This is a genomic window from Sporolactobacillus terrae DSM 11697 (assembly GCF_000648615.1).
Taxonomy (GTDB): domain Bacteria; phylum Bacillota; class Bacilli; order Bacillales; family Sporolactobacillaceae; genus Sporolactobacillus; species Sporolactobacillus terrae.
Genome location: NZ_JFZC01000044.1, coordinates 31,890 through 48,333, shown reverse-complemented (window position 1 = coordinate 48,333; position 16,444 = coordinate 31,890). Strand labels below are relative to the sequence as shown.

14 protein-coding genes are annotated in these 16,444 nt (G+C 49.4%); 10 read left to right on the top strand and 4 right to left on the bottom strand.

What is annotated here, in order from left to right; translation table 11 throughout:
- Window positions 1–174: 174 nt before the first annotated feature.
- On the bottom strand, window positions 175–1,143 hold the full coding sequence (locus AA84_RS0110035) for a sugar-binding transcriptional regulator (RefSeq protein WP_028977092.1): 969 nt from the start codon (window positions 1,141–1,143) through the stop codon (window positions 175–177).
- Between the two features lie 212 nt (window positions 1,144–1,355).
- On the opposite strand from AA84_RS0110035, the gene rpe reads away from it, so the two are divergent.
- From rpe to AA84_RS0110010, 5 genes are all read left to right on the top strand, one after another.
- Window positions 1,356–2,012 carry a ribulose-phosphate 3-epimerase gene (gene rpe, locus AA84_RS0110030; RefSeq protein WP_028977091.1) on the top strand — a complete coding sequence of 219 codons (657 nt, stop codon included), beginning with the start codon at window positions 1,356–1,358 and terminating at the stop codon, window positions 2,010–2,012.
- Window positions 2,013–2,124: 112 nt separating this feature from the next.
- Window positions 2,125–3,060 carry a DUF1861 family protein gene (locus AA84_RS0110025; RefSeq protein WP_028977090.1) on the top strand — a complete coding sequence of 312 codons (936 nt, stop codon included), beginning with the start codon at window positions 2,125–2,127 and terminating at the stop codon, window positions 3,058–3,060.
- Between the two features lie 218 nt (window positions 3,061–3,278).
- Complete coding sequence (locus AA84_RS17615; RefSeq protein ID WP_160168715.1) at window positions 3,279–4,493, top strand: MalY/PatB family protein; 1,215 nt, start codon at window positions 3,279–3,281, stop codon at window positions 4,491–4,493.
- Between the two features lie 104 nt (window positions 4,494–4,597).
- Window positions 4,598–5,251, top strand: a complete 654-nt coding sequence (locus AA84_RS0110015) for a helix-turn-helix transcriptional regulator (protein ID WP_051577928.1) — start codon at window positions 4,598–4,600, stop codon at window positions 5,249–5,251.
- A 90-nt stretch (window positions 5,252–5,341) separates the two neighbouring features.
- Window positions 5,342–6,082 (top strand): gamma-glutamyl-gamma-aminobutyrate hydrolase family protein, encoded by a 741-nt coding sequence (locus AA84_RS0110010; protein ID WP_028977088.1) that lies wholly within the window; start codon window positions 5,342–5,344, stop codon window positions 6,080–6,082.
- Between the two features lie 306 nt (window positions 6,083–6,388).
- Here the strand turns inward: AA84_RS0110010 and AA84_RS0110005 are convergent, their stop codons facing one another.
- A complete protein-coding gene (locus AA84_RS0110005) occupies window positions 6,389–7,534 on the bottom strand; it encodes a M20 peptidase aminoacylase family protein (RefSeq protein ID WP_028977087.1) in 1,146 nt (381 codons plus the stop codon).
- Between the two features lie 180 nt (window positions 7,535–7,714).
- Here AA84_RS0110005 and AA84_RS0110000 point away from each other — a divergent pair, with 180 nt between their 5' ends.
- Both AA84_RS0110000 and AA84_RS0109995 read left to right on the top strand, forming a co-directional pair.
- Window positions 7,715–8,680 carry a 2-hydroxyacid dehydrogenase gene (locus AA84_RS0110000; protein WP_028977086.1) on the top strand — a complete coding sequence of 322 codons (966 nt, stop codon included), beginning with the start codon at window positions 7,715–7,717 and terminating at the stop codon, window positions 8,678–8,680.
- A 193-nt stretch (window positions 8,681–8,873) separates the two neighbouring features.
- Window positions 8,874–10,343: an NAD-dependent succinate-semialdehyde dehydrogenase gene (locus AA84_RS0109995; RefSeq protein ID WP_028977085.1), complete on the top strand. Its 1,470-nt coding sequence runs from the start codon at window positions 8,874–8,876 to the stop codon at window positions 10,341–10,343.
- 105 nt (window positions 10,344–10,448) lie between these two features.
- On the opposite strand, the gene AA84_RS0109990 is transcribed toward AA84_RS0109995, so the two are convergent.
- A complete protein-coding gene (locus AA84_RS0109990; protein ID WP_028977084.1) occupies window positions 10,449–11,660 on the bottom strand; it encodes a glycosyltransferase family 4 protein in 1,212 nt (403 codons plus the stop codon).
- A 2-nt stretch (window positions 11,661–11,662) separates the two neighbouring features.
- Window positions 11,663–13,075, bottom strand: coding sequence for a lipopolysaccharide biosynthesis protein (locus AA84_RS17610; protein ID WP_037563409.1), 1,413 nt, complete (start codon window positions 13,073–13,075; stop codon window positions 11,663–11,665).
- 210 nt (window positions 13,076–13,285) lie between these two features.
- Here AA84_RS17610 and AA84_RS0109980 point away from each other — a divergent pair, with 210 nt between their 5' ends.
- The 3 genes from AA84_RS0109980 to AA84_RS0109970 all read left to right on the top strand — a co-directional run bounded on the left by AA84_RS0109980 (window position 13,286) and on the right by AA84_RS0109970 (window position 16,441).
- The gene (locus AA84_RS0109980) at window positions 13,286–13,561 is read left to right on the top strand and encodes a hypothetical protein (RefSeq protein WP_028977083.1); all 276 of its coding nucleotides are present in this window, start codon (window positions 13,286–13,288) and stop codon (window positions 13,559–13,561) included.
- Window positions 13,562–13,839: 278 nt separating this feature from the next.
- Window positions 13,840–15,159: a UDP-glucose dehydrogenase family protein gene (locus AA84_RS0109975; protein ID WP_028977082.1), complete on the top strand. Its 1,320-nt coding sequence runs from the start codon at window positions 13,840–13,842 to the stop codon at window positions 15,157–15,159.
- A gap of 31 nt (window positions 15,160–15,190) precedes the next feature.
- On the top strand, window positions 15,191–16,441 hold the full coding sequence (locus AA84_RS0109970; RefSeq protein ID WP_028977081.1) for a glycosyltransferase: 1,251 nt from the start codon (window positions 15,191–15,193) through the stop codon (window positions 16,439–16,441).
- Window positions 16,442–16,444 lie beyond the last annotated feature (3 nt).

Here is a 16,444-nt window from a genome sequence, read left to right as displayed (position 1 = left end):
CTACAAAGGGGTTCACGGCCAGGAATACAGAATTAAAGATTATCTCTAAACAAAAAAGGACCGGGCGTATTTTGCCCGGTTTTTCTTAACCGGTAATACGTTGTACCGCATTAAAAGATTATTTCCAGGGAAATAGTCGCGGAACATCGAATCCTGTCACAGTCTATGAACGAATCAAGGCATTTTAGGTTTGTCAAGCGCGAGAAGACCTTTTGCGGTTTCTTCGGTAGTGATTAGTACATTCAGATGACGCCCATGCAATGCGCCGAGAATACCCGGAATCTTGCCTTGCGATTCTGCAACGCCAATGGTGTAGCGAGTATGGTGCAGCACGTCCAGAGGAATCGAAAGTGTGCGCTTGCTGAGGTGCGTAGCGATTTCTTTACCCGCATCATCAAAGAAATGCGAGCAGAGATCACCAACAATCTGCTTTTCTTTAAAATGCTGGACGGATTCATGCCCATAAAAGGCGCGCCAAGTGGCATGACCGGTGTTTTGAATCGAACCGATACCGACAAGGGCAATGCTGATCTTCTTCCAATAAGCTGAAATTTCATCATAATAATGGGAATGCATCCAATCGTCTCGTGTCGATTCCTTCTCAACAATAGCGGGGACATCGATCATTATGGAGCGGGCATTCAACTTTTCTGCTGCTTTAAAACAAATCGTATTGACATGATAGCGGCTCTCTAATTTGCCGGCGGGCCCGCCAATCATTGGCAGACACAAGAGATCGGCGTACGTCTCGGACGGCTCAAGCGCATCGACCACGGAAGCAAGACCGCTGCCCCATGAAAAACCAATCACATCATGGGCTTGCAAATGGGCCTCAAGAAAGCGGGCCGCTGCTTGGCCAAGTGCGGTTAACGTCACATGGCTCGGCTGCGCCGGATCAACCGGAATAACAATCGACTTTTCGAGCTGAAACTTCTGCTCAAGTTGTTTGGCAAGAGAAAGGTCGTTTAAGTCATAATTGATGGTGATTTTGACAATGCCCTCGTCGCGCATCTTCTTCAGCATCCGGCTGACTGAAGTTCGGTTGACGCCAATTTTCGCAGCAATTTCATTTTGAGTGAGATTCTGTTCGTAGTACATCTGGGCGATTTGAATATATTTCTTTTTCAACGCATCGCGATCCATGGTATTTCCCCCTGATACTGCACAAATGATCAATAGGGTTGTAAATGTGCAAAATAATGGTTCCTATTATAGAGCGAATAAGATAAAATGTAAACGAACAAGGGGATGCCCAACATTCGTCGAATATCTTTTGACGAAGCGGTTGCTTTGACGTACTATTATTTGTGACAACGGTTACATAATACGGTTGCATTTGATTGGGGAGGGAAGCTGTGATGAAAATTTTACCATCAATTCTGTCTGCTCATTTCGCTTATCTTGCAGATGAGGTCCATGATGTGGCACGGGATGTGGATATGATTCATGTGGATGTTATGGATGGACGTTTTGTACCAAATATAACCATGGGGGAAAATGTCGTCGAAGCATTGAAACGTGAATCAAAGGTTGCGCAAGACGTGCATCTTATGGTTGAAGAACCGATTCATTTACTGCCGGATTTTCTGGCGGCAGGGGCAGATATGATCTCCGTGCATGTGGAAGCGTGCAAGCATGTGCATCGCGCCATCCAAATCATTAAAGAGGGTGGTGCTAAGGCAGGGGTTGTGTTAAATCCGGCCACACCTGCCGCCGTATTGGATTCGATATTGCGCGACGTTGACTACGTCCTGATTATGACGGTGGATCCCGGTTTTGGCGGGCAGCGTTTTATTCCGTCAATGCTTCACAAAATTCGTGCGGTTGCCCGAATGATTCAGAAAAAGCAAGTGCCGGTTAAGATTGAGGTCGATGGCGGTATTAACAGCGAAACCTTGCCGCTGTGCCTTGAGGCGGGTGCTGAACTCTTTGTCGCCGGCTCGGCGATCTTTAATGCAGAAGACCGTCATGGGGCAATAGAAACTTTACTGCGAAGCGCGCAGGAAAAATAAAGGATTCGATAGCGTTGAAAAAAATTTCAAATACATGAAGTTGCGCGAGAAGAAGACTATAGTAAGGGATGTGCTGTAATGGTGCAGCTTATGTTTTCAGGAGGCGCGATTCATGGAACGGGTTACGGAATGCTTGGATTTGCTTGAAGACTACATGTCGAGGCATCCGACTATTTATGAAGTTGAGAAGTTGAATTTTCTCGGAGCCGGTGCAAAGGATGTCTATAATTGCACGGCCCCTTTTTGCGATGAAGGTCGCCAGCGGATTGCAGCGCGCGTCGAGTCGCGCGAGAGCGAGGCGGCGCATGTTGGATTCTTTGAACAGACCGCGGAAGGCTGGAGGCTTGTACCGGACTTGCCTCTTTTCCCGCTTCAAGATCCTTTTGTGACACGGATTGACGGTCAACTGCTTTTCGGCGGGGTTTGGGTCAAACGTGCTGCCAATGGCGACAGCCAGTGGCGAACGCTCTTTTATCGAGGCGCATCGATTCGCATGCTAAAGCCGTATTTTGAGGGCCCCATCGGGATGAAGGATTTGCGTCTTGCACAATTGCCGAATGGGCGGATTCTTGTGCTGACACGGCCGCAAGGAAGTAAAGGCGGTCGGGGAAAAATCGGCTATCTGGTTCTTGCTTCACTGAACGCATTGACACTTGATAAAATAGAAGAGGCCCCGCTGCTTGAAGGTCATTTTGCTGAAGCGGAATGGGGCGGCGCCAATGAAGTACATCCACTGAAAAATGGCACCGCCGGCGTGCTTGGTCACATTGCCTACTTTGATGCACAGGGCAATCGCCACTATTATTCGATGGTATTCACGCTCGATCCGCTTACTGGCAGGCATACACCGGTCAAAATAATCGCGGTTCGAAAGGATTTTCTGGACGGGCCGGCAAAGCGCACCGATCTGCGTGATGTGGTGTTCAGCGGCGGCGCAATCCGTCATAGAGAAAGCGGCGTCATGGAACTGTATGCGGGTACCAGCGACGCCGAAGCTCAGCGAATCGTCATTGATGATCCTTTTCTGGATGAGGAGCAAAATGAATAAACCAATCCTTCGATTAACCACGCACCCCCTGAAAGCGGCCGAGCAACTGCTGCTTCAGGGGCTTTTATGATGAAAATGACTATTGACTTATTTTTACAAAACTATGAAAATAAAAATTATAAATAAATTATTATCGCAATAACAATTATTTTGCGAGCGGGCTGAATGATGGATTGCTGCAAAGAGATAAAGGAAGATTTGATATGGGAGTGAGCCCGGTGGCAAAAAGTATTTTCGATGAACCTGTTGAACGAACGAACACGAACAGTGTCAAGTGGGATGGAGCGGCAATGCTTTATGGGCATGCGCATTTATTGCCGATGTGGATTGCCGACATGGATTTTCGCGCGCCAGACTGTATTCTCGATGCGATGAGGCATGTTTTAGATCAAAAAATCTTCGGCTACACGCTGTGTCCAAAATCACTCAAACAAACGGTACGGGATTGGCTGATGCGGCGCTACGCATGGAATGTACCGGATCGTTCGATCATTTTTAATCACAACGTGGTGTCGAGTATTGCCCTTGCCTTGCGCGCCCTGACAAGCGAAGGGGATAAAGTTCTGATTCATCATCCGGTTTATAATCCGTTCTTTGAACAGATTAATCAGCTCGGACGCGTGCCGCTTGTATCCGAGCTTGAGCTGCACAATCAGCGCTATTCAATGAATCTCGCCGATATGGAACAGAAAATCAAAGAGGAGCAGCCTGCGTGTATGCTGATCTGTTCGCCGCATAACCCCGGCGGAAGAGTGTGGGATCCTGACGAACTACAAGCGGTTATCGCGCTTGCTGCTGCGTACCATTTGCCGATCATTTCAGACGAGATCCATGCCGATCTGCTGATTCCCGGGCATCAGCATCAACCGATTGCTCAGTTTGCCGGCGAGACAGCCAAGCAAATTGTAACCTTGATGGCGCCGACGAAAACCTTTAACCTGGCGGGAATTGGTCCGTCCTACATTTTGACTTTTGATTCAAAAATTGCAGCGGCGATTAAGCGCGAGCAGAGAGCGATGGTTTATCCGGCGATCAATCCGTTCCAAATTGCGGCAATGACGGCCGCTTATGAGGAGGGCGAGCCGTGGCTGATCGAATTGATGCACTACGTGAAAGGCAACATCGATGACGTGCGTCGCATCCTTTCTCAGCTTGATGGCATCTATTGCATGGAAAACGACGCCACTTATTTAATGTGGATTAACTATGAAGCGCTGCATTTGTCCGAAAAAGAGCTGCAGCAAGCCTTGATTAAACAGGGCGTTGTTTTGCAGATGGGCAGTACCTATGGGCCGTCAGGACGCGGATTTATTCGTATGAATGTGGCCGCGCCGCGTGCGCGTGTTGAAGAAGGCACGCAGAAGGTGCTGCGTGCGTTTCAACATCTCCTTGCTGTCACTCAAAGCAGATCCTCAAACGAACACGATTCATAATCGTTCTGAGTGACGCATAAAGAAACGGTAAAAACAGGGTGAACCTAAAGTTTCAATGTTCCCGAGGCTAGGAGGAGATAGACATCACAGATCAGCTGAACCGGTTGAAGGCCTTCGTTTTCTTTTTAAGTCATGTGTTGGGGGAGGATGCCGAGATCGTGCTTTACGATGTGCGAAATCGTGCACATTCGGTCATTGCAATGAGCGAGACCAATTGGAGCGGTCTTTCGCTCGGGGCGCCTGCCCCCCCATTGATCACGAAGATGCTTCGAAAAGAGAGAGAATCGCACCGATCGTTTCGCACCAATTATGAAGGTCATGCTGAGGATGGAACCGTACTCAGATCGTCTACATATTTTATAAGAGACGAACATCGTGAACTGATTGGTGCACTTGTCATCAATATTGATTTCAGAAAAATGGACGAAGCAATTCATTTTTTAGACGATTTCATGGGATTGGAACACGACGGCTTCACGAACGCCGGCAACGCCGTGGATCGCCTGGGGACATCGATAGAAGACATAGCGATAAACAGCATCAAGGAAATTGTATCCAGCATGCATGTCCCTTCCGAGCGCATGTCGCAAAAGGAGAAGCGCGACGTTGTGGATAAACTCAATAGTCATGGAATTTTCCTGCTCAAAGGGATTGTAAGTATTGTTGCTTCTGAGTTGAAGACATCTGAAGCAACCATCTATCGTTATCTGAGCACGATGAAGAAAAATGAATTGAACGTAAACTTTACGATGCCCTGAGAAGTAAGGCCCATTAATAAGCGAAAAAAGATGAATCGATAAAATAAAAAAGAAGACGCGCAAAAAAAGGAAAAAGAGAGGGGTAGGGCGGTGACAAAACCGATGATTGGAATCAGCAGCGGTTATGTAAAACTCAGTGAATTTTCAGAGGGGGACTACGCACACAAGGATTATATTTCATCACTGATCAAAGCAGGTGCCGTCCCTTTGATCCTGCCGATTGTCCCCGGTCCAAGTGTTGATGCGTATGCGGCGCTTTGCGACGGCTTTGTGCTCAGCGGCGGCTGCGACGTTAACCCGCAATTCTTTGATCAGGATCCGACTCCAGGGTGCGGTGTCTTTGATACGGAGCGTGATCGGGCTGAATTTCAGTTGTTGCAGCAAGCAATGAAACTGGGGAAACCTGTGTTCGGGATCTGTCGCGGATTGCAGGTGATCAATGTCGCGCTCGGCGGCACGCTGATTCAGGATATTGCTGATGAAATTGACCATCCGATTCAGCATACTCAAAAAGTGTCCCGCAAAGAAGGCAGCCATCGTGTACGGATTGCGAAGGATTCCCGTCTCTATCAAGTGCTCGGTGAACATGAAGCGATTGTGGTAAACAGCCTTCACCATCAATCGGTCGCTCGGCTTGGCGATGGGCTGCGTGCGGCAGCGTTCGCCGCAGATGGAGTGGTCGAAGCGGTCGATATCACGGAAAAAGGCTTGATCGGTGTTCAATGGCATCCGGAATCAATGACCGCAGGCGGAAGCGAACTCATGCTTCATCTGTTCGAGTACTTTGTTTCCTTGAGCAAAGAAATGAAACAAGCAAACGCCGAGATTTGATGCGCGCGCCAGCAGCAACGGACTGAGGCGATTATAAAAAATAGAAAAAAGATCGGCGCATTATCTTGTGGATGATGCGCCGATCTCTTTTAATAAATAAACGAAGCGGGGATAAAATTTTGTCATGCAGTCAGACCGAAAACAGGGCATCAAAAGCAGAAGTGCTCGGGTGCTTCAGGAGCGTTCCCGTTGATCGCGAGCCAAAGGAGACCCCGCAGGCCTTACAGAATCAGCCGATGCGGCTCCCGACTGCCCGCGGTTACGTCTTGTTGATGCACGCAAGTAAAACCAAACATGTAAGCACGATCATGCTTTGGCTTCAATGCAATTTAACTTTTCAAAGGTCTTAACGACGGCTTCAGACAGAATCAAGACTCCGTTGTACATTGCGTCATGGTTGAACGTCATGTAAGGGTGATGCAGTCCGGGCTTGAGGTCACAGCCGAGACCGAGCATGGTTGATTTTAGCTTGGGTGTGCGGATCGCGTATTGATGGAAATCATCGCCGCCGCCGGAACGTTTTGCCGGATCGTAATGCTCCTCGCCAAGGACCGTCTTGATCGCTTCTGCCATTATGGCGATGGCTTCCGGGGCAGAGACGGCGGCCGGACTGCCGTGTGATTCTTCAAGGGTCACGGTCGCACCGTAGCTGGCTGCCACCCCTTGAACGATCTGGCGAACTTTTTTCTTGAGCTCTGTCATGATTTCGTTGTTCTGAGCGCGAACGTCCAGACTGAATTCGGCATGTCCGGGGATGATGTTGGTTGCCGAACCGCTATGCAGCGTTGTCATTTTGACGGAGCTTGGCGTCATCGGATTGAGGTGCAGATGACCGAGCGCGTCTACGATTGAGGCAGCGACCTCGATGGCATTTATACCGAGATGTGGCCGTGCACCATGAGCCTCTTCGCCGTCAATGACACCGCGGATGGTGCCGCATGCGCCGTGCAGAATTGCCGGGCGTGCGCGTCCATCCAAGGTTTCTTCAATCGGACGGAGGTGAACACCGTAAAAATAGTCGGCGTCATCCAAGACGCCGCGTTTGCTCAATTCAAGCGCGCCTTGGCCTATTTCTTCTGCCGGCTGGAAGACAAGCCGAATGGTTCCGTTCATTCGATCGGTTTTTTCCTTAAGGATCATCGCTGCGCCAAGCACCATTGCCATATGGGCATCATGGCCGCAGGAGTGATTGGCTTGCAGCTTGCCGTTTACTTCTTGCCAGAGCGCGTCCATATCGGCGCGCAAGGCGACAACCGGTTTTCCGCTGCCGATTTCAGCAATGACGCCCGGGCAGTCTGCGAAAGTATGCGTCCGATATCCGAGCGCATCCAATTGTTTTTGAATAAATTCGGTCGTTTGAAACTCTTTCATACTCATTTCGGCATGGGTATGCAGATAGTTAAAGAGCGTCATCACTTTTTCTTTGATGGCATCGTCCAAATGTTGGTTCATGAATCGTCCCTGCTTTCATAATTTTCATACTTTATGTAGTATTCTTAACGTAGCATGATCGCTGTTGTTTTTCAACCAAAGAAATGGGGCTTTGTTTTTGGGCTCATCGGCATTTTTTTGCTATATTAATAGATAATTGTTCATTGAATCGATTGATTTGCGGCGGGGGAGGCTGACAAGATGCAGATTCTTTTTTGTGTGGGAAAATCCTATGTGGCCATTCACCAGCAGATGGTGGATCGTTTAGAGAAAATGGGCGCTGAGGTTCGTTGTCTGATGTACGATCAGGCGGCGAATAAAGCGGTAGTTAAGGAAGCAATTCGGGATGCTCAAGTGTGCATCACAGCCATTGCACCGTGTGACCGCGAAGTGATTGAGGCAGCTCCCCGGCTCCGCTATATTTTAAAAACCGGGACCGGACTCGATAATGTGGCCATTGATGCCGCCACGGAGCGCGAGATTATGGTCAGCAATGCGCCGGGAGAAAATGCAACCTCGGTTGCGGAGCTGGCGTTTGGTCAGCTGATTGCCTTGTCGCGGATGATTCCGATGTTTGATCGCGGCACGAAACAGGGAAAATGGCCGAGCGGGGATGCCTATGAACTCGACGGCAAAACCATTGGCATTATCGGTTTCGGTTCGATCGGGCAAAAGGTCGCGCGCTATGCAGTTGCGTTTAACATGCGTGTCATTGCTTATGGAAATTATCAGGATCATGATGCGGCGGCACGGCTGAAGGCAAGGTTCGTTGCTCTGAATCAGCTGCTCCGTGAATCGGATTATGTGGTGATTTCTACAGCCTTGAGCACATCAAACTATCATTTGATTGATCAGCAGGCCTTGTCGCGCATGAAACAGACAGCCTTTCTTGTCAATATTTCGCGCGGTGCGCTGATCGATGAGCCGGTATTAATGGATGCTTTGCGCCGGAAACAAATTGCCGGAGCGGCGCTTGATGTATTTGAAAAAGAACCGCCGCAGGCATTGCCGGAGCTGAATAATCTGATTGTTACCCCGCATGTTGCCGGGACGACGCGCGAGAGCATTGCTCGCGTTGCACAGGTCACGGTTGATAATATCGACAAATTTATGCGCGGGGAGCACCCTGACTTTGTCGTGAATGAAAAAGCACTGAAAAAAGCGTGAACCAGTCATTGATTTTCCCGGTGCAGAATGAGATTGTGGATGCATCTGGGCTACTTATTGAAGGCGGCGCCCGCATCGTTTTGTTTCGATTAAGTGGCTTAATTTTTCGCTGGCAGGTGCAGGCGCGTTCATGTATGCTAGTTTTATAATATTTGAATTGCTAGACTTATTTTATAGATGAGGTGAACGGGTGATGGCAAGTAAGGATTCGTTTTTAGAACAGGCACCAAAACAGCTTTTTATCGGTGGTAAATGGCTTGATGCGGAAAGCGGTGCGGTTGATGATGTGGTTAATCCGGCAACCGGGGAAGTCATTGCCCAAGTGGCACGCGGCAGTGTCGCAGATACAGAAAAAGCGATTGAAGCGGCTCAAGCTGCCTTTCCAATTTGGGCATCGTTGGATGTCGATGACCGTGCGAACGTTTTACGCCGTGTTGCCGATCTGATTACAGAAAAAGCAGATGAGCTGGCGGCGATTTTGACCATTGAACAAGGGAAACCGCTTGCTCAGGCCAAAGGTGAAGTCCTCGGCGGTGCGGAAAGTGTGCGCTGGCATGCTGAAGAACTCCGGCGCGTCTACGGGGAAACAATTCCGGGCCCGAATGGTCACCTTTTCCTCGTTCAAAAGGAACCGCTTGGTGTTGTCGGCGCGATTACGCCATGGAATTTTCCGTCGTCGATGATTACGCGCAAAATTTCGCCGGCACTGGCGGGCGGTAATGCGATTGTGTTGAAGCCGTCACCGGAAACGCCGCTTTCGGCAACGGCATTGATGAAAATTTTCCAAGAAGCCGGTATTCCGGATGGTACGGTAAACCTTGTGATGGGGGATGCGGCAGCAATCGGCAAAACGCTGACCGAAAGCAACACGGTGCGCAAAATTACGTTTACCGGATCAACCGCAGTAGGTAAACGGTTGTTCGAGCAGTCGGCAGATACATTGAAAAAGGTTTCGTTGGAACTTGGCGGACATGCGCCGTTTATCGTTTTCGATGATGCCCCGCTTGACAAGGTAGTCAATGATTTGGTTGCTGCAAAATTCCGCAACAATGGGCAAGTGTGCACGTCGCCAAACCGAATCTTCGTTCACGAATCGATCAGCGAAGCGTTCACAGAAAAACTGGTCGAGGCTGTGAAATCCGTCAAAGTTGGCAACGGCTTGGACGAGGGGGTACTCGCCGGACCGCTGATTCGCGAAGATGCGCTTGGCAAAATTCAGCGTCAAGTTGATGACAGCGTCGCAAAGGGAGCGCAGCTCTTAATCGGCGGCAAACGCTTAACCGATGGTGCGTATGCAAACGGCTATTTTTATGCGCCAACCGTTTTAGGCGGCGTCTCAACAAAGATGGCTATTTTCTATCAGGAAACGTTTGGTCCGGTGATCCCGCTGATTCCGTTCGCAGACACGGACGAAGTGATTCGCATGGCGAACGACACCAACTATGGGTTGGCCAGCTATTTCTACACGTTGGATTTGAAACGGATTGCCAAAGTCAGCCAAGGGCTGCAATACGGCATGGTCGGCGTCAACAGCAACACCGTTGCCTTCACGCAAACCCCGTTCGGCGGCGTCAAACATTCCGGATTTGGCAGAGAGAATGGGCATCAAGGGATCGATGACTATGTGAATACGAAATTCGTCAATTTGAATTACGGAATCTGAGAACAAGGTAGATAAAAATTCGAATCGCGCATGCGGCTTCGGATTTTTTTTATGCCAAATTGTGTCGTTACAAGTTGGGTTTCATCGCTAATTTCCGTGGATTTGTTATACTCGCGGCAAATGGGATCCCTTTCCTGCATGATTCAGTTTCTCGATGAGCTCGTCCAGATAGCCTTCTGCACGGAACCGGCGCAGCGCTGTGCGCCGGGCGTTAGCCCCGAGCCGCATTCGTAATTTCGGACTGGCGGCACAGTGCAACAGTGCGCCGGTTAAGCGCCGCTCCATGAATTGATCGGTTGGCAGAACAATACCAGAATCGCTGCCGATCAACTCGGGAATTGCGCCGACATTGGTGGTAATCACCGCTTTGCCCGCAGCCATCGATTCGGCGATGGTAAGCCCGAACGCCTCGTTCCACAGAGACGGCAGCGCGATCATGTCTGCTTGGAGGAGATAGGCCGGCAATTCCTCGTGTGGAATGGCATGCAGCAGCAAGTAGCTGCTGCCGGGCAGCCGTCCTAAGGCATGTTGAATCAGGATTTGGTCTTTTTTACTGGAATAGTCGCCGAGCAGAACTAAATAGAGTGCCGGATTTTTATGCCACGCGTGGAAGAACGCATGGATTAAATTCGGCACGCCCTTTCCTTGATTGAGCCTGCCATAATAGAGGACGACTTGCCGTTTTTCCGGAATGCCGCATTGCTGGCGGATCCTCAGCTGCAGTCGCGGATCATTCGCCGGATGAAACAAGCGGGTGTCGATGCGATTGTAGAGAACGCGCGCTTTGTCTGCATGCGCTCCTGCCGCTTTTACCCGTTTTTCAATATAACTGCTGACCGACAGCACAAGATCGCAGCGAGCGATGACCGTGCGCGCATAAAAGCAGTCGCAACTCAGCGTATCGTTATGCAGATGTAGAGCAAGCCGCGTCCGGTGGCTAAGATTGCGGCGCAGTTTTGGAATAAAAAGCGGCCGATTTTCAACAATGATCCAGTCGTAGTGCGTTTTCTTCAGCAGATGAATGGTCCGATTTAGAAAAACGTGGGAACAAAAGCGCACATGAAGTTTTGCGCAGAGTCGATTTGCAAAGCCGCGCATCCGCCGGAAGGGATCATAAGCTGAAACAAAATGAAACGTTGTATTTTTGAACGCGTGGCTTTGCCGTTGCGCTTGCGCATCTTCAATTGAATAAAGATCCAGATGCATGTCGTTTTTTTGTTCATTTTCCTTAACCAGCAGGTCGACCAATGTTTCTACCGCACCGCCTCGGACAGCAGGCAGCGGTTTTTTTTCTGTGCCGATGATTGCAATGTTCACTGTCAGTCCTCCTTAGACAATCGTGAATGCTGCCAGAGCTGCCAAATCATTCGAATCGTATTTTTCTGCAGCACGATCAGCAGGATAAACAGCAGCAGATTAAGGGCGGTAATGCCTGGGAATGCCTGTGCATTGATAAAAGCGCCGGCCAGCAAAAGCAGGAATACAGCATAATGCTTGGCAACAGGAAGCCGAATCCAATACTTTCCGGAAAAATAGGTGCGTGCACTGAAAAAAAATAGAAAAGCGACAGCGGTGGCGATTGCCGCACCTTTTGCACCAAACGGCGGAACGAGCAGAACATTGAGTACCGCGGCCGGGATCAGCGCGGCGAGACTGACCCAGATGTTCAGATCGCTTTTTTTGCTGAAGACGATGCCGAGGCCGGTGGCTTCACTGACGGAATAGATGATCGGCTGCAAGCAGAGAAAGCCGACCAGATATTGAGCTTCGCTGTAGCTGCCGGAGAGAAGCACAACAATCAGGTTTTTGAAAAGAAAAATTGCTGCTGCCAAAAGCGACATCACGAGCAGAATGGCTTCGCCAACCCGTTTAAATGAAGCAGCCGGCCGATTTTCGGAATACCAGCGATAGGCGGTGGGGACCCAAAAACTGGTGAACCCACTTTGAACCACATTGAGAACGGCGGCGATTTTCAAGGTCGCTGAAAAAATACCGATTTGATTAAAATCGCTCCAAAACCGAAGGACCAGCCGGTCGAGTCCGCCAAGCAGGCTGGAAAGTGACGTGGCTACGACAATCGGCAGACCGAACCGCACCATCATTTTTAAGAGGGGGCGGTTCATCGTCAACGTTCTAAAGTCAAGCAGCGCGCGGCAGCGCCAAAACAGCCATAGGTCACCAATGATTTGCCCTAATGAGGCAGCGTAGACAACCGTTAGAAAATCACGACGAATGAAAACGATAAAAAATAGGGTTAACAAGAGAACAGCCGCTTTGACGTTGATCGCAAGCAGCGAATACTCAAATGCTTTTTCCTGCATCCGGATCGACAGCATCATAAAGCGTTCGAGAACAATAAAAACCGTCATTAACCCGAATAGAAGTGTCGGCCAGCGCGCATCTGCCTGACCAAACAGAAGCAGCGACAGCGGCTGAGGTACAAGCAGTGCACAAAGGAAAACGATCATTGCCAAAGCAAAAGGCAGGAGCAAGGCATTTTGAAACAGCTGTGTTTTGTCGTCAACTTCATGGTATTCACGCGTATACGCTTGATCGATCCCCAAAAAAAGCAACGTGCCGGCAATGGTTTGGAAAAGCAGAAACATGCTTGCCTTGCCGTATTCCTCCGGGCTGATGAAATAGGTTGTAACCGGAATCGTAACGAATGAAAGCAGCGCGCCGACAACCGGTCCAAGCGAAAAGCCAATTAATTTTTTTATTAGCGAATGCATCTTCGTTCACACGCTTTTCTTCATTTATTGTTTAGTTTTTCAAAGAATGGTGTATTTCATACAGGGTTTTTGATTTATAAGGCGGTTTGAATCATGTATCATAGACAGAGATAAACCGATACAGGCTGTCACTACCGGTGTGATTCGCATGAAGACATAGGATGGGCGAATGAGGGAAAAACTAGGGACAATCCATACAGGAGGGAAAAAATGACTAGCCGATTTGCAATTTATGAGGAATTTGACGGCAGCAGGCCGCTGCCGGTGTCGATACGTCTGCCACAGAAAATCGTTGAAGCGGCTTCGATACGCGATGCGGTCAACGCTTTTTCAATGCGGCATAATCTGGATATCATCCGCTATGAGGAGCTCCCGGAGGACGATGTGCGCGTGCTGTTTCGCCGAACCAATGCGTTTGGACAGCGCGCCGACTTCGGCTATTACTTCCGAAAACTTCAATTCAGCGAATTAATTGAACAACCGTGACGATCCGTTCCACTCTAATCGGAGGGAACGGATTTTCTAATTGTCAGGGGAATGATCAATGATCGATCAAATAGGGAAAGCAGGATCAAAGCAAAGCTTCGACCTGCGTTGCTGAGGCTGGGATCCTTTTGCCGGCGCCGTCCGCAGCAAAACTTAACTAAATTCATCGTTTTCCTTAATATTCCCTTTACGTGCGGCATGCATAATAAGAAGCAATGCATGAAATCTAATTTTCGAGGATATCCTAATCATAGAGGAAAAATGTGGAGGGGACTCAGATGAAAATCGCGGTCATTGGCACAGGTTATGTTGGCTTAGTGACGGGGGTTGCGCTTGCGGAAATCGGGCATACCGTTACGTGTATCGATGTAGATCCGAAGAAGGTCGAGGCGCTGAATCAAGGGGTGCCGACGATCTATGAGCCGGGACTTGGCGAGATGATGCTGAGAAACCAGAAACAGAACCGTTTGTTTTTTACCGACCGACACAAGTTGGGGTTAGCCGATGCGGCTGTCGTTTATCTCGCGGTTGGCACGCCGCAAAATACGGACGGATCGGCAAACCTAAGCTATGTTGAACGAGCGGCAGTCGAAGTTGCCGAGCAGATCGATCATCCGGTTGTGGTTGTGATCAAGAGTACGGTTCCGGTTGGCACTAATCTGCGCATCAAGCGTCTTATGATGCGGCGTATTCGTCCCGGGGTGTTTATCCGGATCGCGTCGAACCCTGAATTTCTTAGAGAGGGTTCGGCGATTCATGATACGTTCCACGGAGACCGGATGATCATCGGCACTGAAGATGAGGCAACGGCGAGTCTACTTGCGGAAATTAATGAACCGTTTGGCATTCCAATCGTGAAAACCGATCTGTTCAGCAGTGAAATGATCAAATATGCATCGAATGCATTTCTGGCGACGAAAATCAGTTTTATCAATGAAATTGCTAATCTTTGCGAAAAGCTCGGCGCAAATGTCGAAGAGGTAGCCAAGGGAATGGGGATGGATCATCGGATTGGCGGTGCGTTCTTGCGCGCCGGCATCGGTTACGGCGGTTCTTGCTTCCCGAAAGATACCAATGCGCTGGTACAGCTGGCCGGCAACCATCATCATACGTTTAATTTGCTTAAATCGGTGATTGAAGTGAATAATCAGCAGCACCGCTTACTCATCGATAAAATACTCGAGCGATTCGGGTCGATCAATGGAAAAAAAGTGGCGGTGCTCGGACTCGCGTTCAAACCGAATACAGACGATCTGCGCGAGTCGCCGGCGCTGGTGATGATTCCGCAGTTGGCAGCACTTGGTGCAGATGTGATCGGCTATGATCCAATTGCCGCAGATCGGGGGACAAAATGGATCAGTGCGCCGGCACGTTATACGAATCATGTTGCTGAAGCGTTGGACGGTGCAGATTTTGCGGTAATCATTACCGACTGGCCGGACATCAAACGAATGGATCCGGAAACGTATGTACGTCTGATGGATCAGCCGATTGTCTTCGACGGTCGTAACTGCTACAGCATCGCGGCTGCTCGGAAAGCAAACCTAGAGTATTACTCGATCGGCCGTCCGAATGTTGTTCCAGAAGTCAGCAAGTAAACGCAATATATCTGAAGTTGGTGAGTCGTGAATGAAGATTTTATTTTTCGTCGGCGAATTTCCGAAACTCTCGCAAACCTTTATTTTGAATCAAATCACCGGCTTGATTGACGCCGGTCATGAAGTGACAATTCTGGCAAAGAAGAGCGGCGGTGCCAAAGTGCATCCGGATGTTCTGTATTATGATTTGCTTGATCATGTCGTCTATTATGGGGATTCAGCGCAGTCAAATTCGCGCATCCGAAAAGGATGTGCCTTTGTCCGCGCTTTTTGCGCACACGGCATTTCGCGCGTCTTCAATAAAAACGTTCAAGGTCAAGCGCCGCTTCGTGAATTGCTGGCCATGCCGAACTTGGTGCTGTTGATTCGCAAACTCAATCAAGTGGATCTTACCGACCACTCGATGATCATGGCGCACTTTGGTCCAAACGGTTTGCTTGCGCAGAAATGCATTGAAATGGGGCTGCTGCGCGGAAAACTATTTACCGCTTTTCATGGGTACGATATGTTGCGTTTTGTAAAGCAAAAGGGCAGCGCTGTTTACGACGATTTGTTTCAATCGCCATCAGTGATTCTGCCGATCAGCGAGCATTGGCGCCGACGCTGCATTGCCCTTGGCGCCGAACCATCGAAAACCGTTGTGCATCACATGGGCATTGATCTGCTGCGCTTCGATTGTCATCCCTCGCAGCCGGCCGTGCAGTTGTTCTTTGTATCGGCAGCACGGTTGGTTGAAAAAAAGGGTTTGCAATACGCGATTGAGGCGGTGGCTCAATTGGTGAAAAAGGGTTATTCCGTTCGTTATGCGATTGCCGGAGACGGTCCATTAAAGGACAAGCTTCAGGAGCAGATTGAACGGTGCAAAATGACACGACATATCCAGCTTGTCGGCTGGAAAACGCAGGATGAATGGATCAAATTAATGAAGGATGCGCAGGTTGTCCTTGCGCCAAGTGTAACGGCAAGCGACGGCGATATGGAAGGTATTCCGGTTCAGTTGATGGAAGCGATGGCGATGGAGAAGCTTGTGGTTGCCACGATACACTCGGGGATTCCCGAACTGATTCAAGATGGGGAAAACGGCTATCTGGTACCGGAACGGGATGCAGCATCGCTTGCACAAGCCTTAGAAAAGGCGATCAAAACACCGGAAAAATGGAAGCGGATCACGCAAAATGCACGGCGAACGATTAAAGAATCATTTAATATACAAAAGCTAAATACAGGGCTGCTTCGGCTGTTTAAAAACAGCCTGGATGAACCACGGAGAAACCCGAAGTAAGAG

Bases quoted from the DNA above. Each gene is read 5' to 3' on its own strand.
- AA84_RS0109970 (WP_028977081.1), top strand. From the start codon at position 15,191: ATGAAGATTTTATTTTTCGTCGGCGAATTTCCGAAACTCTCGCAAACC.
- AA84_RS0109980 (WP_028977083.1), top strand. From the start codon at position 13,286: ATGACTAGCCGATTTGCAATTTATGAGGAATTTGACGGCAGCAGGCCG.
- AA84_RS0110025 (WP_028977090.1), top strand. From the start codon at position 2,125: ATGGAACGGGTTACGGAATGCTTGGATTTGCTTGAAGACTACATGTCG.
- AA84_RS0109975 (WP_028977082.1), top strand. From the start codon at position 13,840: ATGAAAATCGCGGTCATTGGCACAGGTTATGTTGGCTTAGTGACGGGG.
- AA84_RS17610 (WP_037563409.1), bottom strand. From the start codon at position 13,075: ATGCATTCGCTAATAAAAAAATTAATTGGCTTTTCGCTTGGACCGGTT.
- AA84_RS0110000 (WP_028977086.1), top strand. From the start codon at position 7,715: ATGCAGATTCTTTTTTGTGTGGGAAAATCCTATGTGGCCATTCACCAG.
- AA84_RS0110005 (WP_028977087.1), bottom strand. From the start codon at position 7,534: ATGAACCAACATTTGGACGATGCCATCAAAGAAAAAGTGATGACGCTC.
- AA84_RS0109995 (WP_028977085.1), top strand. From the start codon at position 8,874: ATGGCAAGTAAGGATTCGTTTTTAGAACAGGCACCAAAACAGCTTTTT.
- AA84_RS0110035 (WP_028977092.1), bottom strand. From the start codon at position 1,143: ATGGATCGCGATGCGTTGAAAAAGAAATATATTCAAATCGCCCAGATG.